This window comes from Streptomyces sp. RK9 (genome assembly GCF_045070545.1).
Taxonomy (GTDB): Bacteria; Actinomycetota; Actinomycetes; order Streptomycetales; family Streptomycetaceae; genus Streptomyces; species Streptomyces alboflavus.
Map to the genome: position 1 here is coordinate 4548800 of NZ_CP173703.1, position 15106 is coordinate 4563905.

The window sequence follows — 15106 nt, forward strand, 5'->3', positions numbered from 1 at the left end:
CACGGGGGATGCGGGTGGTCAGAGGGAAGAGAGGACGCGGCGGCGCAGGCCGGTCGTGGCGGGCGCGTTGCGCGCGTCCCGCTGCCGGGGATGCGGGACGTCCAGGACCTCGCCGGACGCGAGCAGCGCGATCCGGTCGCCGAGGTACAGGGCCTCGTCGACGTCGTGGGTGACGAAGACGACGGTCGCGCCGGTGCCGCGCAGGATGTCCACGAGCAGGTCCTGCATCCCGGCGCGGGTGCGCGGGTCGAGTGCGCCGAACGGCTCGTCCATCAGCACCGCACGGGGCCGCCCCGCCAGCGCCCGGGCCAGCTGGACACGCTGCCGCTGCCCGCCGGACAGCTGCCGGGGCAGCTTGCGGGCGTGCCCGGCGAGGCCGACCCGCTCCAGCCAGTCCTCGGCGGTGCGCCGCCGCTCGGCCCTGGCCACCCGGCGGATCGCCAGGGGGAGTTCGACGTTGGCGCGCACGCTCCGCCACGGGAGCAGGGCGTCCTCCTGGAAGACGAGCGCCCGGTCGGCCGCGGGCCCGCCGACCGGCACCCCGTCCTGGGTGACCTGCCCGGCGAGCGGGGGCAGCAGCCCGGCGAGGGTGCGCAGGAGCGTGGACTTGCCGCAGCCGGACGGGCCGAGCACGGCGACGAGTTCGCCGGGGGCGACGCGCAGCCGCACGGTGCCGGGGAGCGCCTGGCCCTCGCGGTGGCCGAGCCGTACGTGGTCCAGGGCCAGCTCGGCGCCGTGGCGGGCGGGAGCGGTGCTCGCGGCGGGGTTCACGGACGATGCGGGGATCACGGAAGGTGCGGGGCTCGTTGCCTGTGCAGGGCTCACGGAATGTGCGGGGACCACGGAACGTGCGGGGCTCATGAGACGGGCTCCTTGTCGCGGGCGGGAGCGGGCAGGGGAGCCGGGGCGGGGGTGGCCGGGGGTGTGGCCGCGCGGACGGCCCGGCGCGCGGCGCGTGAGGGTGCCCGCTCGGGCGGACGCGGCAGCCAGGCGGTGGCGCGCCGGCCGAGGAACTCCACCGCGGTCGAGGTCAGCCAGCCGAGGGCGCCGATGGTGGCCATGCCGACGAAGACCCCCGGATAGTCGACGACCGTGTAGTCCTGCCACGTGCGATAGCCGACGCCGTACTCACCGGAGATCATCTCCGCGGAGATCACACAGATCCACCCGACGCCGATCCCCACCGAGAGCCCGCCGAAGATGCCTGGAAGGGCGCCCGGCAGCACCACCGAGAACAGCACCCGGAGCCGCCCGCCGCCCAGGGTGAGCACGGCCTCCTCCCACACCGGCGTGAGCGCGCGCACCGCGTGCCGCGTCGACACCAGGACCGGGAAGAACGCCGCGGCGCAGGTGATGAACACGATGCCCTGCTCGTTGGTGGGAAGCAGCAGGATCGCGACCGGCACCAGGGCGATCGCCGGGACCGGCCGGGCCACCTCCACCAGCGGGCCAAGGAGGTCGGCCGCCCACCGCGACCGGGCGATGGCCGTGCCCGCCGCGACACCGAGGACCGCGGCGAGCACGAAGCCGATCACGATGCGGCGCAGGCTGTGGCCGAGGTCCTGCCAGTACGGGGCGGTCCCGAGCCGGTCGCCGAACGCGGACGCCACCTCGCCGACCGTGGGGAACTGCCCGAACCGCAGCCACAGTTCGACGTCCTGGGCGGTCAGGAGCTGCCACAGGCCGAGCGCCGCGGCGAGCGAGGCCACCCGGACCAGCCGGCGGCCCGCGCTCATGATGCGCGCCCCAGTGCGTCCGCGTAGCTGACGACCCGGGCCCCGGCGTGTCGCTCGACGTACGTCGCCGCATGGCTCCGGGTGACGAAGGCGCGCAGGTCAGAGCCGTCCGCGACCCACACGGCCTTGTCGGCGAACCACAGCGTGCCGGTCAGCGCGTCCGGTACGTACGCAGCCCGCACCTGGCCGCCCTTCGCCGCCGCGACCGCCTTCAGAAGCTCCTTGGGGCTGTCGAACGCACGGGTGGTGTCGCGCCCCTTCAGCCACAGCTCGGAGCGGGCAGCGCCCGCCTTCGGGTACGAGGGCGCCCGCACGGCCCGCTCCAGCGGCGCCGGATCGACGAAGGCGTCCACATCGACGTCGCCCACCAGCTTGGCCGCCTTGAGGATCGGCACGTCCTTCTTGAGCGCGCCGATCAACTCCGGGCGCAGCGCCGGGTCGAAGGTGGCGATGCCGTGGGCGCCGTTGTAGAGATAGACCGCTTCGGCGGGCAGCCCCGTCTCCTCTGCCACCGCCTCGGCGGCGGCGACCGGCCGCTTGCGCAGGTGGTCGGTGGCGCGCCGCTGCGCCTGGAGGAAGGCGTCGAGGACTCCGGGGCGCTCCTCGGCGAACTTCTCCCGGACGGTGACGCCGTGGAATGTCGGCAGGTTCAGGTCGGCCCCGTCGTACAGGACCCTCGCCTTGCCCGCGTGGACCAACTGGCCGGGCCAGGCCACGAATTGGGACAGCGCGTCGACGCTGCCCCCGGAGAGGGCGGACGCGCCGACACTGGGCTGCTGATTGAGTTTCCTGACGTCGTCGACCGGATCGATCCCGGCCTTCTTCAGGGCCCGCACCAGGGTGCCGTCGGCGGCGGAGCCGACGCTGGTCGACACCTTCTTGCCACGCAGGTCGGCCAGCGTGCGCAGCGCCGAATCGGGCCTGGTGACCACGGTGTTGAGGCCGCCGCGCAGGTTGTAGCCGGTCACTGAGACGAGCCGGGTCGGTTGCCCTAGCTGCTTGCCGCGGGCCGCGTTGATGAGCAGCGGGAAGTCGCCCATCGACCCGATGTCGATCTTCCCCGCGGTCATCTGCGCGGTGATCGGCGCGCCCGTCGCGTAGTCCTGCCACTTCACCTTGTACGTCTTGCCGTCCCTCTTGCCGCGGGCGGCGAGCTCCTCCTCGAAGTAGCCGAGGGAGCGCAGCAGGGTGCCCGCGGTCACGGTGTTGATCGTCTTCGACTGGTAGCCGACGGTCACCGTGACGGCGTCGGAGTCGTCGGCACCGGCCGCGCCGCCGCATGCGGTGGCCAGGGGCAGCAGGAGGGCGATCGGCAGGGCCAGGGCGAGGGTGTGTTGTCGGGCGGGGAGCGTGCGAGTCATGGAGGCGGGGCCTTTCACCGGAGCAGGTAGGGCATGTTGACGGTCACCGCGCCGGTGGGACACCGGGCCGCGCAGGGGCCGCAGTACCAGCACTCGTCGACGTGCATGTAGGCCTTGCCGTCGTCCGCACGGATCGCGAGCGAGTCGAGCGGACACATGTCGACGCAGAGCGTGCAGCCGTCGATGCAGCGGGACTCGTCGATGGTCACGGGCACGTCGGCGCGCTGCGGGACAACAGGCATGGCTGTCTCCAGGGAGGGCGTGTACGGGGGACGTACGGGCGGAGGAGGGGAAGACTCCGGGTCGGAGGAGAGGACTTCGGGTCAGACGGAGTGGCGGCGCAGGACGCCGCTCATGGTGATGCGGTCGCCGCGGAAGCGGATGAACTCCAGGTCCACCGGGCGCCCGTCGGGCAGATGGGTCAGCCGCTCCAGCATCAGCACGGCACTTCCGCGCGGGGCCTGGAGAACGGCGGCGGAGTGCGCGTCGGCGTTCACGGCCTCGAGGGTGATCTCGGCATGGCCGAGGGGCCCGCCGGTCAGCGCCTCCAGGAGCCGGAACACGTCCGTGTTCTCCAGGTCGCAGCCGAGCAGTTCACCGCCCACGTCCATGGGCAGATAGGAGAGGTCCAGGGAGAGCGGAAGACCGTTCAGGTGCCGCAGCCGCTCGATACAGAGCACGTCGGTGTGGTCGGGCAGGCCGAGCCGGTGCGCCACCGGGCCGGGGGCGCTGACGGGGCCGACCGTGCGGACCTCGTTGGTGACCCGGCCGTGCTCGTGCAGGGTCTCGGCGAGGCCCTGCAGCCGGTCGAGGCCGTGCGGGAACTTCTCGCAGACCACGACGGTGCCGACACCGGCCTTCCGGTCGACGAGCTGCTCGCCGCGCAGCAGGTCCAGGGCCTGCCGGACGGTGTTGCGGCTGGCCCGGTAGTCGGCGGCGATGACGTCCTCCAGGGGCAGCACGCCGCGGGGGAACCCGCCCGTCAGGATCTGGTGGCGCAGCAGGTCGGCGAGTTGCCGGGCCTGGTCCGCACGCAGCCGCCGGCGCCGCGCGGCGGCGACGGGGAGCGAGGCGGGGATGCGTTCGGCTGGCATGGCAGGAAACGTACCGGCGCACCCGCGACGGTGGTGTTGCGGCAGCATTGCGCCACCTGGAAACCCCTGGAGCGCCGCGCTGACCTGGGACATCGGCGACCGAGGGTGAAGATCCGCCACTTCGGTGCCCACGACGTGGACAGGTGGGGCCCGGGCGGGCCCGGCTGAGGAGGCCCCTAAATCGTTCGCGCCCGTCGGCAGCCGAGTGGGACGATCCGCGAGGCATCGAGTGAGGCGATCCGCGAGGTATGCGGAGTTCCTCCCCCTCATTTCCCGACTCGCTTGCCCGACTCGCTTGCTCGGCTTGCCTGCCCGACTCGCTTCCTTCCGAGAGGTGGCTGTGATGTCCGTTGCCGCGTCCCCGTCGTCCGGGTCCCCCTCCGCTCCGCTGGTCCGCACGGAGGCCGGGGCGGTGCGCGGCGGCAGCGAGGAGGGCGTGGCGGTGTTCCGGGGCATCCCGTTCGCCGAACCGCCCGTCGGGGAGCTGCGGTTCGCCGCGCCCCGGCCGGCGCGCGGGTGGGACGGGGAGCGGCCGGCCCTCGCCTACGGGCCGCCGCCGCCCCAGGCCGGGGTGTTCGGGATGGACGGGCTCGCGCAGGATTCTCCCGGGGACGACTGGCTGACGGTGAACGTCTGGTCGCCCGACCCGGGCGCGGGCGCGGGGCTGCCGGTGATGGTGTGGATCCAGGGCGGCGCCTATGTGATCGGCATGTCCGGGCTGCCCGAGTACGACGGCGGCCGCCTCGCGCGTGAGGGCGGCGTCGTGGTCGTGACGTTCAACTACCGGGTCGGCGTCGAGGGCTTCGCGCAGATCGAGGGGGCGCCGGCCAACCGGGGCCTGCTCGACCAGGTCGCCGCGCTGGAGTGGGTGCGCGACAACATCCGCGCGTTCGGCGGGGACCCGGACCGGGTCACCGTCTTCGGGCAGTCGGCGGGCGGCGGCTCGGTCGCCGCGCTGCTGGCGATGGACCGGGCGAGGGGGCTGTTCCACCGGGCCGTCGCGCAGAGCGTCCAGGGCACCTGCTTCTCGCCGGAACTCGCCGCCGACGTGACGGCCGCCTGCGCCGCCGAGGTGGCCCTCCGGACCACGGCGGCGGACCTGGCCACCGTGGACCCGGCCCGGCTGGCCGCCACCGGCGACGCCGTCACCGCGAAGATCGCCCAGTGGGCGGGGCGCTGGGGCCGTCCCGCACACCGCACGATCCCGTTCGCGCCCGTCGTCGACGGCGACGTCCTGCCCGCCACGCCCTGGCAGGCGCTGGCCGAGGGCGCCGCCCGGGACATCGAGCTGATCGCCGGTCACACGCGCGACGAACACCGGCTGTTCGGCGCGATCGACGGCACGCTCGGCCAGATCACCGAGGAGCAGGCCGAGACCGCCCTGCGGATCTTCGCCCCCGGCCCCGACGGCCCCCGGCGCTACCGCGACGCGCTCCCCGACGCGGGCCCGGACGAACTGTACGAACGCGTCCACGCAGACTGGCTGTTCCGCATGCCGTCGCTCCACCTCGCCGAGGCCCACATCCGGGCCGGTGGCCGCGCGCACGTCTACGAACTGACCTGGTCCGCGCCGGGCATGGGCGGCGCACTCGGTGCCTGCCACGGCCTCGACGTGCCGCTCGTCTTCGGCAACCTGACCCGCGGTCAGACCGCCGCCCTCCTCGGTGAAGGGCCCACCCCGGAGGCCGAGCCGGTCTCGGCGCAACTCCGAGCCGCCTGGACGGCGTTCGCCGCCCACGGCGACCCGGGCTGGCCCGCGTACGACAGCGAGCGCCGCCTCACCCGGCTCTTCGACACCCACCCGGCCGTCGCCCCCGACCCGGAGAGAACCTCCCGCCTGCTGTGGCAGGACCATCCCTTCGCGGCCCTGCCACTGCTCGGCCGGTGAGAGCCAGGCTGCGCGGCACTGGGTATTGTTCCGCCGGGTTCGACCGGGCGGCGGGTCCGGTCAGGAGGGGGAGTCGTGGCCACAAGTGGTGAGCGTGCGCGGATAGTTCCGACGGAGGACGGGCATCGCGTCACACCCGCAGAGCTGTTCTTCGACCTGGTCTTCGTGTACGCCATCACACAGGTCACCGCGCTTATGGCGGCCGACCCGACCCCGCTGCGGCTGCTCGGCGCGGGCGTCGTGCTCGCGTTGCTGTGGTGGTGCTGGTGCTGTTTCGCCTGGCTGGGGAACGTGGTGCGAGCCGACTCCGGGGCGGTGTTCGGGGTGCTCGTCGCGGTCATGGCCGTGGTCATGGTCGTCTCGCTGACCGTGCCCGAGGTGTACACCGACGCCGCCGGCGGGCTGCCGGTGCCGCTCGTCTTCGTCCTGTGCTACGGGGCCGTGCGGGTGCTGCATCTCGTCACGTACTGGATGTCCGCCCCGGACGACGCGGTGCTCCGGGCCACCTTGCGGCGGACCGCGCTGCTGTCCGTGGCGCCGCCGTTCGTCCTGCTCCTGGCCGGCAGCGCCTTCAGCGGCCTGACGCAGGTGCTGCTCTGGCTCGGCGCCGTCGCGGTCGACTACTTCGGGATCTACCTCGTCGGCGGCTCCGGCTGGCGCGTGGCCTCACCCGGGCACTTCTCCGAACGGCACGGCCTGATCGTCATCATCGCCCTCGGTGAGTCGATCGTCGCCATCGGCGTGGGCGTGTCCGGGTTCACCCTGACCTGGCCCGTACTGGGAGCGGCCGCGGTGGGCCTGCTCGTGGTGGCGGGGCTGTGGCGGGTCTACTTCGGGCGGGTGAGCGCCGCGGCCGAGCATCGGCTCGAGGCCTTGGACGGTGACGACCAGATCCGCTTCGCACGTGACGTCTACACCTTCCTGCATCTGCCGCTCGTCGGTGGGGTCGTGCTCACCGCGCTGGGGATGAAGAAGGTGCTCAAGCAGGTCGCCGACACCGGGCACTACGACCTGTCCGAGCCGTTGTACGGAGTGGTGGCCTGGGCGCTGCCCGGCGGCGTGGGAGTGTTCCTGGCCGCCGCCGCGGCGATCTTGCTGCGCACCGCCGGGCAACGGTCGGTGCCGCTGATCGCCGGCGGCGCGCTCTGCCTCTGCGCGGGGGCGGTGGTCGCGACGATTCCGGCGCTGGTCGCGCTCGTGATGCTGGCGGGGGTGGTGGCGGGGGTGCTGGCTCTGGAGGGGCGGCGGACGACAGCGAGCCCCCCACACTGATGAGGGTGTGAGGGGCCCTGGTGCCGAGGGCTACTGCGGCCTGAAGGAACGGATCTGGTAGTTGCCCATCAGGTTTCCCTCCGCGTTCGCCGGAGTGGAGCCCACACGCTGGTTGTAGTTCGTGGCCTTGTAGTACTGCTTCCGATGGGTGGCCTTGTTCGCCACCGACAACACGTTCACCCCCCGCTGGATGAAGCCGCAGTCATCGGCCGTGTTGGCGCGCTGCGCACTCAGCCAGATACAGCGCTCGCCGGTGCCGTTCCAGCCGCTGTAGATGCAGAAGTACGCGGCGGGGCAGTTGTACGCCGCCGGGGCGGGGGCCGGGGACGCCGACGCGAGTGGAACGGTGCCGAGCGTGGCCGCCAGGGCCATGGAGGCGACGAACAGTGAACGAGTCGCACGCACAGGAAACTTCCCTTCCTCGACTGCGAGTTGGGGCGCGGATCCGGATGTCGCGATGCTCCGGCGAACGGATGTTCCGCGCCTGGGCCCACTGTGGCCCGGCGCGGCCGGGGAGTCCTCAGCGTTCAGCGCACGAGTCCTTCGCATCCAGCGCAAGCGCCCGCACCTCGTTCGGAGGCAGTCCATAGGCTTTGCGGAACGCCCGGCTGAAGTCGGCGGGGCGGAGGAAGCCCCAGCGGGCGGCGATCTCGGTGATCGTGCGGCGGCGCTGATGGGGATCGGTCAGGTCGGCGTGGCAGCGCTCCAGGCGGCGGCGCCGGATCGTGGCGGCCACGGTGTCCGGCTCGTCGCGGAAGAGGAGATGGAGGGTCCGTACGGAGATGTGGTGGTGGGCGGCGATGGCGGCAGGGCGTAACTCGGGGTCGCCGAGGTGGTCGTCGATGAACGCGTTGACGCGGGCAAGGAGCACCGACGTGCGGCTCTCGGCGGGGAGGCTGCCCTGCGCGCCGAGGCGCCCCGCCAGGACGGCGGCCGCCAGGTCCACACCGATGCGGCCGAGCCGGGCCCGCTCCTGCGGGCCGCCGTCGCGGGCGGCGTCGGGCAGCCCCGCGAGGTAGGAGCCAAGGAGCCGCGCCGAACCGGCCCGGGTGGACAGGGGTTCGGCCAGCAACCGGTCCGCCTTGCCGCCCGCCAGCGGAAGCAGCGACCGGGACAGCCTCATCAGGGTGAGCCGGATCTGCCGGCCGCGGTCGGGAAAGTCGCACGCCAGGGGGTGCGAGGTGGAGAACAAGGCCATGTCGCCCGGCCCGAGACAGACCACGCCACGCTCCTGCTCGAGGCGGATCGGAGTGCCGTGCACCAGGACGAGGTAGTACACCTCGGGATCGGAGCGGCGGATCTGCACCGCGGAGCGATGGGCCGTCATCGGGGAGAAACCGAAGAACGCCACCTGGCTGTCGGGGAGTTCGACGGCGTTCGCCCGGCCCTGGAAGACGGCCGCGTGCGCGCTGCGCACGGTCACGGGCATGACCTCGTTGCCGACCATCTCGACCCACCAGTCGAACCGGTCAGGTGCCGGGATGCTGTCGGTACTCACCTTCAGCACCGGTCCCGCCACGTCCCCCTGCTGCTCTGACGTCTCGTCGAGAGTGGACATCCCGCGATGCTGCCCCACCGGGGAACCGGGAACCAGACGGTTCCGCCCAGAGGCCCGATTCTCGACCGGTAAAGGCCCACTCCACGTCTCCGGTACCGCCGCTTTCCGCCCTGCCTTCACCCCGCTCGGGCGGCCATTCGGCCCCGCTCCTCCCGCGCCCCCACCCACTCCGGGAGACCGTACTCATGTCCGAGTTGTTCGCATGTGTATGTGAAGGAGCACTTCCTTGGTCCCCGTCAGGTTCATCGTCATCGGCGCCGTCGCCGCCCTCACCGCCACCTTGACCGCCGCCCCGAGCCCCGCGGCCCCCGGCCCCGCCGCCGCGCCGACGCCCGGCCTCCCCGGCCAGCTCCGCTCGGGCGAGGTCACCTGGGCCGCGAACGCCTTCGGCGCCCTGTGCCGCCGCGGCACGGTCGCGGCTCCCGACCGGCGGGCCCTCCCGCTGTTCGACGGCAGGAGCGTCACCGCCCACGCCGAGAAGGTGACCCGCGACCGTGAGGGCACCCTGCTGTGGAGCGGGCACCTCGCCGGACACCCCGACCGGCCCGTCACGCTCGCGGTCGACGGCGCCTGCGCCGGGGGCAGGCCGCGGGTCGCCGGTGAGATCACGGCCGGCCAGGTGCGGTACGCGCTGGAAGCCGTGCGGCCCGGGGTGTCCCGCATCCGGTCGTTCGACACCGCGCGCCAGACACCCCTCGTACGCGACGGGCTGCGCCTGGAGCGGACGGTGCGGCCGGCGGCGCCACCCAGCAGACGTGCCGAACCCGCGGATCCGGTCATCGACGTGCTCATCGGCTACACGCCCGCGACCGCGAAGGACACCGAGGGCGGCGCGGACGCCCTCGTGCTCCAGGCCAAGGCGGCCGTCGAGGGCACCAATCAGGCGTACGCCGACAGCCAGGTCAAGGCCCGGCTCAACCTGCTCGGCACGTTCGAGACGCCGGAGTGGTCGGGGAGCACCGCCGACCTGGACGGCATGACGGGCGCGCTCGCTGATCCGGACGACCCGGAGTACGCCGACGAGTGGGCCACCGGTGTCCGCGCCACCCGGGACGCCAAGGGCGCCGACCTCGTGCACGTCCTGTCCAGGTTCACCCCCGGCGCCGGCACGTACACGGCCGGAACCGGCATGACGCCCTCCCTGCCCCGGCTCGTCCCCGGCGACAACGCCCGGTACAGCACGGACGGCACCGGCTTCGGGGCGCAGCAGGCCGACACCTTCGGCACCCACCACCTCGCCCACGAGATCGGCCACAACTTCGGCCTCAACCACGACTACGTCACCGACCCCGTCGACCCGTCGGCCGCCAACTACCGCGAGGGCAACTACAACCCGTACTACCCCGACAACCACGGCTTCCTGCCCGCGGACCGCACCTGGGTCGACATCATGGGCTACGACATGAGCTGCGCCAGCGAGGACAAGTGCGAGAACAAGATGTGGTTCTCCAACCCCCGCCAGGACCACGACGGGAAGCCGCGCGGCGTGGCCCTCGGATCGCCGGAACCCGCCGACTCCACCCGCGTCATGAACCTCACGGGCCCGGTGCTCGCCAACTACCGCACGCCCGCCGACAGCACCGCCCCCAAGCGCCACGCCCTCACGGCGGTGCCGCAGGACGGCACGGGCGGCACCGTCACCACCGCATCCACCGGCCTGTTCGCCGCCGGTGACCAGGTCACGATCACCGCGACGCCGGACTCCGGCCACAAGATCGACCGGTGGATCGTCGACGGCAAGGTGCAGCCGACCCGTGCGGCGTCCCTGAGCGTGACGATGGACAGCAACCACTACGTGGCCGTGAAGTTCGTCAGGAGCACCGCGCCCCTCAGCCCGATCCCGGCCGCGCTCACCGCCGTCAGCCCCGACACCGGCTCCGTCGACGGCGGCTTCACCGTCACCCTCACCGGCGGCGGACTCACCGGCACCACCCAGATCCTCGTGGGCACCCCGACCGCGGGCGGCTTCCGCGGGGTCGCGGCCACGGACGTACGGGTCGTCGACGACGCCCGGGTCACGTTCACCGCGCCCGCGTACCCGGACGCCGGACCCGTCAAGATCGCCACCGCCCGCGGCAACGCGATGACGGCGTCCATCGGCTTCACTTACACCGACTGAAGCGCCCGCCGTCGGCGCTGCCGAGAGATCCCGCGCCCGCGGGGATGTAACGCCCGTGCCCCCTCCGGCCAAGAACAGTCGTACGCACGAGGGATGAGATCGATCAGGGCGACGAGGAGAGTGATGGGGACGGAGAGCAGAAGCAGAGGCGGGCCGGCCGGAGGCGGGTTGCGGGATCCTCAGGTGTTCGAGGCGTTCTACCGGCGGCATGTGGACGCCGTCACGCGGTTCGTGGCGCGGCGGGTGAGTGATCCGCACACCGTCGCCGATCTGACCGCCGATGTCTTTCTCGCGGTGATCGACTCCGCGGACCGGTACCGTCCCGGGCTCGGGAGCGAGGCGGCGTGGCTGTTCGGCATAGGCCGCAACGTCGTCTCCGCCGAGTACCGGCGCAGTTCGCGGCAGGCCGGACTCGGGGCGCGGATCGCGGGGCGGCGGTTGCTCGACGACGACGACATCGCGCGCCTGGAGGAGAAGCTCGACGCCGAGCAGGGCGGCCGACGCGCCCTGGAACTCCTCGCGGACCTGCCCGAGAGCGAGCGGGCCGTGCTCGAACTCGTCGCGGTCGACCAGCTGACGGTCGGCGAGGCCGCGGCGGCCCTGGGGACCACGCAGGTCGCGGCGCGCGTACGGCTGCACCGTGCGCGCAGGAAGCTGCGCGGCGCGGGTGAACTCGCGGCATTGCGGCCGGAGTTCGGGCAGGACGGGCACGGCGAGCCGGTCGCGCGCACACGGCAGGACGAACGCACGGGGCACGTCGAGCACACGCGGCAGGCCGAGTCGCGTACCACCAACATCGTCTACGCGGGGGGAGAGTCATGAGCACCCGGACATTCGAGGACCGGCTCCTTGAGGAACTGCAGCACGAAGCACGGCTCCAGGCCGACGGGGCCGCACCGCGGCCGGTGGTGGTGCCGGTGCGCCGCAGGATCGTGACGCCGGTGCGGGTCGGCGCGGTCCTGGTGGCCTGCGCGGCGGCGACCGTGACGGCGATCGTCGTGCCGGGCGAGGAAGGGGGTTCGTCGGCGTACGCCGTGGACCGGCTCTCCGGCGGTGCGGTGCGCGTCACCGTCAAGGACCTGACGCTCGACACCGGCGAGCAGGAGGCTCTGGCCGACAAGCTGCGCGCGGCCGGGGTCCGGGTGTCGGTGGACGAGACGCCCCAGGGCAAGGCGTGCCGCATGCCGCGTGGCGAGATGATCAGCGACACCGTCCTCAGCCTGCTGAACCCCGCCCAGGGGGACGACGGCGACAGCGCGGGCGGACAGGCGGGCGAGAAGCAGCCCGACCAGGCCCAGAAGCGCCCGGGCAGGCCCGGCCCGAAGGGCAAGGTGTGGCAACTGGTCTTCCACCGGGGCGACACCATGGTGATGGAGCGCGGCACCGGCTTCCACCCCGGCGACGACATGCGCTACACGAGCTTCTACGGCATCCGGGGCAAGGCCGCAGCCTGCGAGCCGGTCCCGAGCCCGTGGGGCAAGAACTGACGGACAGCCGCCCGCTCCCGCCCGGTCCCGCACCGGGCGGGAGCGGTCCGTTCCTCGCACGGCACGCGCGGTCCGGGGACGCCTCAACGCAGCGCGACGAGCCCCGCGTCCGTCGGCCTGAAGCCGCACGCGTCGACGTAGAACCCGCGCAGATCCTCGTCGAAATCGACGTGCAGCCACTCACAGTGCGCCGCACGGGCCTCGCGCGCCGCGACCGCCACGAGCCGGGTCCCGACACCGGCCCGGCGCAGGTCCCGGACGACCATCGTGTCGAGCACGAACGCGTGCACACCCCCGTCCCAGGCGACGTTGACGAACCCCACAAGCACCCCGCCCCGACGGGCACAGACCCACCCGAGACTGTGCCGCCGCACCTGCGCCAACCAGTCGATGGGCAACACGGCGTGCTCGAAGGCCTCGGCGTGCAGCGCGTTGACGTCCGCGTTGTCGAAACCACCGCGCCATTCGTACGTGATCGTCATGGGCGCATCGTAGGTCGGGGGCGTGCGGACCGTGCCGAGGGGAACTACAGCGCGCTGGTGAAGGAGCGCCGGTACGACCGCGGCGGCACTCCCCGGCGGCGGACGAACTGTTCGCGCAGGACGGCCGCGCTGCCGTAGCCCACGCGGTGGGCGATCTCCTCGACCGGGAGGTCGGTGGTCTCCAGGAGTTCCTCGGCGCTGCTCAGCCGGAGGTTGCGGAGCCAGGCGTGCGGGGTGGTGCCGGTCGCGGCGGTGAAGCGGCGGGCGAAGGAGCGTTTGCTCATCATGGCGCGGCGGGCCAGGTCGGCGACGGGGAGCGGCTCGTGGAGGTGTTCGCGGGCCCAGGCCAGGACGTCGGCGAGGCGTTCGTCGTGGCCGTCCTCGGGGACGGGTGCGGACAGGTACTGGGCCTGCCCGCCGTCGCGGTGGGACGGCAGCACCATGTCGCGGGCGATGGCGTTGGCCGTCGCCGCGCCGTACTCCCGGCGCAGCAGATGGAGGCACATGTCGAAGCCCGCGGCAGCTCCCGCGCCCGTGACGATGTGCCCTTCGTCGATGTAGAGGGCGTCGGGTTCCACCGTGACGTCCGGGTGCCGGCCGGCGAGGAGTTCCGCGAACCGCCAGTGCGTGGTCGCCCGACGGCCGTCCAGGAGCCCGGCGGCCGCCAGCGCGAACGCGCCGACGCAGTGGGCCGCCACCAGGGCGCCGCGCGCGTGCGCGGCCGTCAGCGCGTCGAGCACGGCGGGCGGGGGAGGCGTGCGGAAGTCGGTGCCCGGCAGGGCGATCAGCAGGTCCGCGGAGGCGAACCGGTCCAGGCCGTGCTCGACGGTGAGCGGCACGTTCGAGTCCGTCGCCAGCCGGCCCGGCCGGTCGGCGCACAGGGCGAAGTCGAAACGGGGGAAGCCCGACCCGCGAGGCGCGAACACCTCGCAGACGACGCCGACGGCGAGCATGCCGACTCCGGGCGGGGCGTACGCGGCGATGCTCTGGAAGGGCGGCACCGCAGCAGTGTGCCACGGGCGGCAGGAATCCTGCGGTCGGTGGAAGATGTGCCACTCGGTGTGCGCCCGCTTGCCCAGCACCCCGGCTGCGTAACGCTAGGAGGCCTCACGCAGCTTGAGGACGTACGCGGCGGTGAGGGCGATGGTCCGGTCCTCGTCCCGGGACAGGTCCGCGAGGGCACGCGACGCCGCGGCGCCCGGGATCTCCGCGAGCGCCTGGGTCAGGCGGAGCCGCGTGGACGCGTCGACGGCGCCGTCGGCCAGGAACGCGACCAGCCCGTCCGTGATCCGGTCCGCCGACGCGGGACCGCTCGCCAGCGCGCTCAGGGCCTCGGCCGCGTCGACGTCGTTCGCCTCCTCGACGACCATGTCGATGAGCGTGGGGACCGCGTCGGCGACTTCCCGGGCGCCGAGCGCCAGCGCCGCACACCTGCGGACCACGAGGTCGGCGTGCGCGAGGGCGTCCCGCAGGACCGCGGTGGCCTCGTCGTACGGGATCTCGGCGAGGGACTGCACGGCACGCTTGCGCACCTCGGCGACCGGTGAGCCGAGTCCTTCCGCGAGGAGCGGCACGCCGCCGTCGCCCGACTGCGCCAGCGCCCAGCGCAGGGCTCCGGCGACGTTCGTGTCCGCCTCGCCGAGTACCGCTTCGACCAGCGCCTCCACGGGCACCGGGACCTCGTCGACCGAGGACAGGGCGGCGCGCTGACGCCTGTCCGCGCTCTCCGACCCCAACGCCTGGAGGAGCGCGACGGTCTGCAGGACGTCCTCCCAGCCCGTGGGCTCCGCCGCACCGATCCGGCGGAGCCGCGTGAGCAGCGCCGTCTCACGGGTGATGCGTTCGCGTGTCTGGCGCACGAGGTCGGCGATGAGGGCGGAGGGCGTGAAGCCGGGGTCGTCCAGCGCGGACCCGACCTCGCGCAGCGAGAGGCCCAGCGCCCGCAGGCTCTCGATGTGGAAGATGCGCCGGATGTCCTCGTCGGCGTACTCCCGATAGCCGCCACCGGTACGCCCTGTCGGCCGCAGCAGTCCCAGCGACTCGTAGTGCCGGAGCATGCGGGCGCTGACCCCGGACCGCCGGGCCACCTCACCGATCAGCACTGCGCCT

15 protein-coding genes are annotated in these 15106 nt (G+C 73.2%); 5 read left to right on the top strand and 10 right to left on the bottom strand.

Features of this window, described 5'->3' with window-relative positions:
- Positions 1–18: 18 nt before the first annotated feature.
- The 5 genes from AB6L24_RS18630 to AB6L24_RS18650 all read right to left on the bottom strand — a co-directional run bounded on the left by AB6L24_RS18630 (position 19) and on the right by AB6L24_RS18650 (position 4191).
- Complete coding sequence (locus AB6L24_RS18630; protein ID WP_405656571.1) at positions 19–861, bottom strand: ABC transporter ATP-binding protein; 843 nt, start codon at positions 859–861, stop codon at positions 19–21.
- A complete protein-coding gene (locus AB6L24_RS18635) occupies positions 858–1736 on the bottom strand; it encodes an ABC transporter permease (RefSeq protein WP_405656572.1) in 879 nt (292 codons plus the stop codon). Before AB6L24_RS18635 ends, AB6L24_RS18630 begins: the two co-directional genes overlap by 4 nt.
- On the bottom strand, positions 1733–3097 hold the full coding sequence (locus AB6L24_RS18640) for an ABC transporter substrate-binding protein (protein WP_405656573.1): 1365 nt from the start codon (positions 3095–3097) through the stop codon (positions 1733–1735). Before AB6L24_RS18640 ends, AB6L24_RS18635 begins: the two co-directional genes overlap by 4 nt.
- Before the next feature lie 14 nt (positions 3098–3111).
- Positions 3112–3339 carry a ferredoxin family protein gene (locus AB6L24_RS18645; RefSeq protein ID WP_405656575.1) on the bottom strand — a complete coding sequence of 76 codons (228 nt, stop codon included), beginning with the start codon at positions 3337–3339 and terminating at the stop codon, positions 3112–3114.
- An 81-nt stretch (positions 3340–3420) separates the two neighbouring features.
- A complete protein-coding gene (locus tag AB6L24_RS18650) occupies positions 3421–4191 on the bottom strand; it encodes a GntR family transcriptional regulator (protein WP_405656576.1) in 771 nt (256 codons plus the stop codon).
- Positions 4192–4534: 343 nt separating this feature from the next.
- On the opposite strand from AB6L24_RS18650, the gene AB6L24_RS18655 reads away from it, so the two are divergent.
- Together AB6L24_RS18655 and AB6L24_RS18660 are read left to right on the top strand one after the other, a co-directional pair.
- Positions 4535–6079, top strand: coding sequence for a carboxylesterase/lipase family protein (locus AB6L24_RS18655; RefSeq protein WP_405656577.1), 1545 nt, complete (start codon positions 4535–4537; stop codon positions 6077–6079).
- Between the two features lie 75 nt (positions 6080–6154).
- Positions 6155–7351, top strand: coding sequence for a low temperature requirement protein A (locus AB6L24_RS18660; protein WP_405656578.1), 1197 nt, complete (start codon positions 6155–6157; stop codon positions 7349–7351).
- A 30-nt stretch (positions 7352–7381) separates the two neighbouring features.
- On the opposite strand, the gene AB6L24_RS18665 is transcribed toward AB6L24_RS18660, so the two are convergent.
- Both AB6L24_RS18665 and AB6L24_RS18670 read right to left on the bottom strand, forming a co-directional pair.
- A complete protein-coding gene (locus AB6L24_RS18665) occupies positions 7382–7756 on the bottom strand; it encodes a peptidase inhibitor family I36 protein (RefSeq protein WP_405656579.1) in 375 nt (124 codons plus the stop codon).
- A 115-nt stretch (positions 7757–7871) separates the two neighbouring features.
- Positions 7872–8909, bottom strand: coding sequence for a helix-turn-helix domain-containing protein (locus AB6L24_RS18670; RefSeq protein ID WP_405656581.1), 1038 nt, complete (start codon positions 8907–8909; stop codon positions 7872–7874).
- A gap of 226 nt (positions 8910–9135) precedes the next feature.
- On the opposite strand from AB6L24_RS18670, the gene AB6L24_RS18675 reads away from it, so the two are divergent.
- The 3 genes from AB6L24_RS18675 to AB6L24_RS18685 all read left to right on the top strand — a co-directional run bounded on the left by AB6L24_RS18675 (position 9136) and on the right by AB6L24_RS18685 (position 12515).
- Positions 9136–11028: a reprolysin-like metallopeptidase gene (locus tag AB6L24_RS18675; RefSeq protein ID WP_405656582.1), complete on the top strand. Its 1893-nt coding sequence runs from the start codon at positions 9136–9138 to the stop codon at positions 11026–11028.
- 123 nt (positions 11029–11151) lie between these two features.
- A complete protein-coding gene (locus tag AB6L24_RS18680; RefSeq protein ID WP_405656584.1) occupies positions 11152–11850 on the top strand; it encodes an RNA polymerase sigma factor in 699 nt (232 codons plus the stop codon).
- Positions 11847–12515, top strand: coding sequence for a hypothetical protein (locus AB6L24_RS18685; RefSeq protein WP_405656585.1), 669 nt, complete (start codon positions 11847–11849; stop codon positions 12513–12515). The genes AB6L24_RS18680 and AB6L24_RS18685 overlap by 4 nt, the downstream gene beginning before the upstream one ends.
- Before the next feature lie 83 nt (positions 12516–12598).
- On the opposite strand, the gene AB6L24_RS18690 is transcribed toward AB6L24_RS18685, so the two are convergent.
- From AB6L24_RS18690 to AB6L24_RS18700, 3 genes are all read right to left on the bottom strand, one after another.
- Complete coding sequence (locus tag AB6L24_RS18690) at positions 12599–12997, bottom strand: GNAT family N-acetyltransferase (RefSeq protein ID WP_405656586.1); 399 nt, start codon at positions 12995–12997, stop codon at positions 12599–12601.
- A gap of 44 nt (positions 12998–13041) precedes the next feature.
- Positions 13042–13950, bottom strand: a complete 909-nt coding sequence (locus tag AB6L24_RS18695; protein ID WP_405657222.1) for a GlxA family transcriptional regulator — start codon at positions 13948–13950, stop codon at positions 13042–13044.
- 144 nt (positions 13951–14094) lie between these two features.
- Positions 14095–15099, bottom strand: a complete 1005-nt coding sequence (locus AB6L24_RS18700; protein ID WP_405656587.1) for a MerR family transcriptional regulator — start codon at positions 15097–15099, stop codon at positions 14095–14097.
- Positions 15100–15106: the final 7 nt, after the last annotated feature.

Bases quoted from the DNA above. Each gene is read 5' to 3' on its own strand.
- AB6L24_RS18640 (WP_405656573.1), bottom strand. From the start codon at position 3,097: ATGACTCGCACGCTCCCCGCCCGACAACACACCCTCGCCCTGGCCCTG.
- AB6L24_RS18695 (WP_405657222.1), bottom strand. From the start codon at position 13,950: ATGCTCGCCGTCGGCGTCGTCTGCGAGGTGTTCGCGCCTCGCGGGTCG.
- AB6L24_RS18690 (WP_405656586.1), bottom strand. From the start codon at position 12,997: ATGACGATCACGTACGAATGGCGCGGTGGTTTCGACAACGCGGACGTC.
- AB6L24_RS18635 (WP_405656572.1), bottom strand. From the start codon at position 1,736: ATGAGCGCGGGCCGCCGGCTGGTCCGGGTGGCCTCGCTCGCCGCGGCG.
- AB6L24_RS18685 (WP_405656585.1), top strand. From the start codon at position 11,847: ATGAGCACCCGGACATTCGAGGACCGGCTCCTTGAGGAACTGCAGCAC.
- AB6L24_RS18650 (WP_405656576.1), bottom strand. From the start codon at position 4,191: ATGCCAGCCGAACGCATCCCCGCCTCGCTCCCCGTCGCCGCCGCGCGG.
- AB6L24_RS18680 (WP_405656584.1), top strand. From the start codon at position 11,152: ATGGGGACGGAGAGCAGAAGCAGAGGCGGGCCGGCCGGAGGCGGGTTG.
- AB6L24_RS18670 (WP_405656581.1), bottom strand. From the start codon at position 8,909: ATGTCCACTCTCGACGAGACGTCAGAGCAGCAGGGGGACGTGGCGGGA.
- AB6L24_RS18645 (WP_405656575.1), bottom strand. From the start codon at position 3,339: ATGCCTGTTGTCCCGCAGCGCGCCGACGTGCCCGTGACCATCGACGAG.
- AB6L24_RS18630 (WP_405656571.1), bottom strand. From the start codon at position 861: ATGAGCCCCGCACGTTCCGTGGTCCCCGCACATTCCGTGAGCCCTGCA.
- AB6L24_RS18655 (WP_405656577.1), top strand. From the start codon at position 4,535: ATGTCCGTTGCCGCGTCCCCGTCGTCCGGGTCCCCCTCCGCTCCGCTG.